Source organism: Thioalkalivibrio sp. ALE23, assembly GCF_000378545.1.
In the GTDB taxonomy this organism is placed as follows: domain Bacteria; phylum Pseudomonadota; class Gammaproteobacteria; order Ectothiorhodospirales; family Ectothiorhodospiraceae; genus Thioalkalivibrio.
Map to the genome: position 1 here is coordinate 1 of NZ_KB900065.1, position 2,617 is coordinate 2,617.

At 43.5% G+C, this 2,617-nt stretch carries 1 protein-coding gene and 1 pseudogene; one reads left to right on the plus strand and one right to left on the minus strand.

Translation table 11 applies throughout. From position 1 onward, the window contains the following. Positions 1 to 125: 125 nt before the first annotated feature. Positions 126 to 2,093 (plus strand): ATP-binding protein, encoded by a 1,968-nt coding sequence (locus F573_RS14985; protein ID WP_081619249.1) that lies wholly within the window; start codon positions 126 to 128, stop codon positions 2,091 to 2,093. Positions 2,094 to 2,434: 341 nt separating this feature from the next. Here F573_RS14985 and F573_RS15300 read toward each other — a convergent pair. Then, positions 2,435 to 2,617 (minus strand): annotated as a pseudogene (locus tag F573_RS15300) (IS30 family transposase); the annotation flags it as partial.

The window sequence follows — 2,617 nt, forward strand, 5'->3', positions numbered from 1 at the left end:
CTCCCGTTCGCTCATCGGGCACAATACGCATCCACTCCCGGGCATGAAACAGGGGTGCCTTCTCTCGCGGTATGCAATCAGACGAGACCTGACAGCTAATTTATAGATATAGGGTAAAGGAAACTATGAGTTTACAGACTTGGGACCCATTGCTAGTCAGTAAGGATGCCGATTCAGAAATAATTAGTGCTGCGCAAAAAAAAGAAATAAAGAATATATTGAAGTCCTACGTTGGGATGTACGATTCATTCTCCGAGTTAATTCAAAACGCAATGGATGCAGTTGACAAAAGAGCCGATATCGAAGAAGCCAAGGAATACAAGAAACGTTTATGGCTGATTATTGATCTATCGGAAAACTCGTTTTCAATAACTGACAATGGAATAGGATTTAATAAAAAAGAATTCGAGGCGTTTCTGGCGCCAAATATATCCTTCAAAGATGAGGGGGAAACTAGAGGGAATAAAGGGGTGGGGGCCACCTATATTGGTTATGGTTTCGACTACCTTAAGTTTGGAACCAAGGGGAATGGTCACGATTTTATTGGAGAGTTGATTGGCGGAAGAGGTTGGGTGGAAGACTACAAAGGAATTAAAACACGCCCAGTTGTAAATATCGCCGATCCAGATGTTGCCGAATTCAGAGGCATATCAAGAGGATCAACATTTAAAATCAAATTCGGGGGAGACCATACGAGACCTAAAGATTTGTCATGGTATTCCGCTACTACACCGGAGCAATGGCTATACCTGCTTTTAATCAAGACACCGCTTGGGTCGATTGATGTCCTAGATGGCGAAAATTCATGCATAAAGTTTGATCTGACGGTAATTAAAAAGAATGGAGAGAAGGAAACAGTTACAGATCAAGAAGCTAAATATATCTACCCCCACAATAAAATAAAGGGAAGCGTTGCACTCAAGGATGTTTTAAAAGTACAAAAAAAGCTTATAGATCAGGGGAAAGATGCCTCGGCAATACCGAATAAGTTCAAGAAGTCCAATGGTCTATATGAATTTTTTAATACCTCGGAAGTTCTTTCCTTACGCGACAAAGATGAAACCTATAGAGAGCTAGTGGAAGAATATAATATTGAAGCATATGGGTATTTTGCCTACTCCACATCGGTATGGGATCAATTCAACGATTCTCTCGCGAAATTAAGGAAGGGGTATAGGGTTCATAAAGGGGGGCTGCAGCTAGCCAACAATCGAATGACGCAGGGTGAGTTAATCGCTATCCCTCTTACATCCAATATCGGCCATCAAAACCAATGTCATATTGTTGTTCATTTTAAAGACGCTGATCCGGATTTAGGCCGAAAGGGATTTCAGCCCGAACTGAAGGAAGTTGCGGAAAAGGTGGCTGTAGCCATTGTAAATAGGTTTAAAAAGTGGAAATCACTATTAAAGGCCGATAGCGGCGTGAAGCCTGATATATCAAAAGAGATCGAGCTTCACGATTGGGTCAAAGATCAAGAAAAGCATGAAAGTGAACACCCTTTGACCCTTAGTAATAAAAACTTTTTTGCACCAATTAACGAGATCTCAATAACCTCAGAACCACAATCAGAGCAAGATGTTATAGTTCTTTTTAACCAACTGATTGCTGGGGGAGTTATTCGCGGCATAAAACTGCTAGCAACTAGCCAAGTGAAGCAGTATGACGGCGTATATAAGTTTATCGTTAAAGAGCCTCTAGATAATCATAAATTTGATAAAGAGAAAAACCCCCTTGGTGTTGAGGAGATGCATTTTAGTACAGAGCATGTTAGTCCGCCCAAGATTCTTGAGTACAAATACAATCTAGATGCGCTTATTCATGAATTTGAAAGTGAGTATAAAAACGAAAAGGATATCCACTTAGCTATTACTTGGGAAATGGGTGGCGAGTGGAAGAAGAACTATGATGCAACATCTTTTTTGGATCTCGATAACCTTCATCAGCGTGATTTCCACGGCTTGACTCATGTTCTTGATTCCGGCACGACTAGGTTTTATGTGATTGCGTTAAAAGAGTTAATTCTGTTCCTAAATGATGTTGATGGAGTTCAAGAATATCAAAAGAGAAAGTATGGCGATGATCTATTCTAAGATGGCTAACAAACGCAGGCACAGTGACAAAATTTCCGCTGCGCTACAATTTCGCCTGTGCTGCGCGCGTTAGCAAAAAACAATCACTCGTAGAGGCCTTATGGAGAACGAGTCCGAAATCATCGGCTACATCAAATACGACGGGGAACGGGTAGCCCCAGGTGTGTTAGATGCGGGACAAGCCGGGAGTGCATTAGACGGCCTAAACACCCTTATCCGCCATTTTAATGCGAAACAAGCGCCGGCGCTTCGTGACGCCGAATATGAGGTGCCAGTTCGCATTGGCGATGGCTCATGGCTAGCCTTTGTCCCTGAATTCAACCAACAAGTGCAACGCCACGTCATGCGGCGCGTCGCCGCTGTAAAGATTGCTCCAGCACTTCGATCGGGGCCCGGTAGCCGAGCCGCTTGCGCGGTCGAAGGTTGAGCTTGTCTTCGATCTCCTGGATTCGTTCTTCGCTGACCTGAGCGAAGTCGGTGCCCTTCGGGAAGTACTCCCGGATCAGGCCGTTGGTGTTCTCGTT

Coding starts and splice junctions, on each gene's coding strand:
- F573_RS14985 (WP_081619249.1), top strand. CDS start 126: ATGAGTTTACAGACTTGGGACCCATTGCTAGTCAGTAAGGATGCCGAT.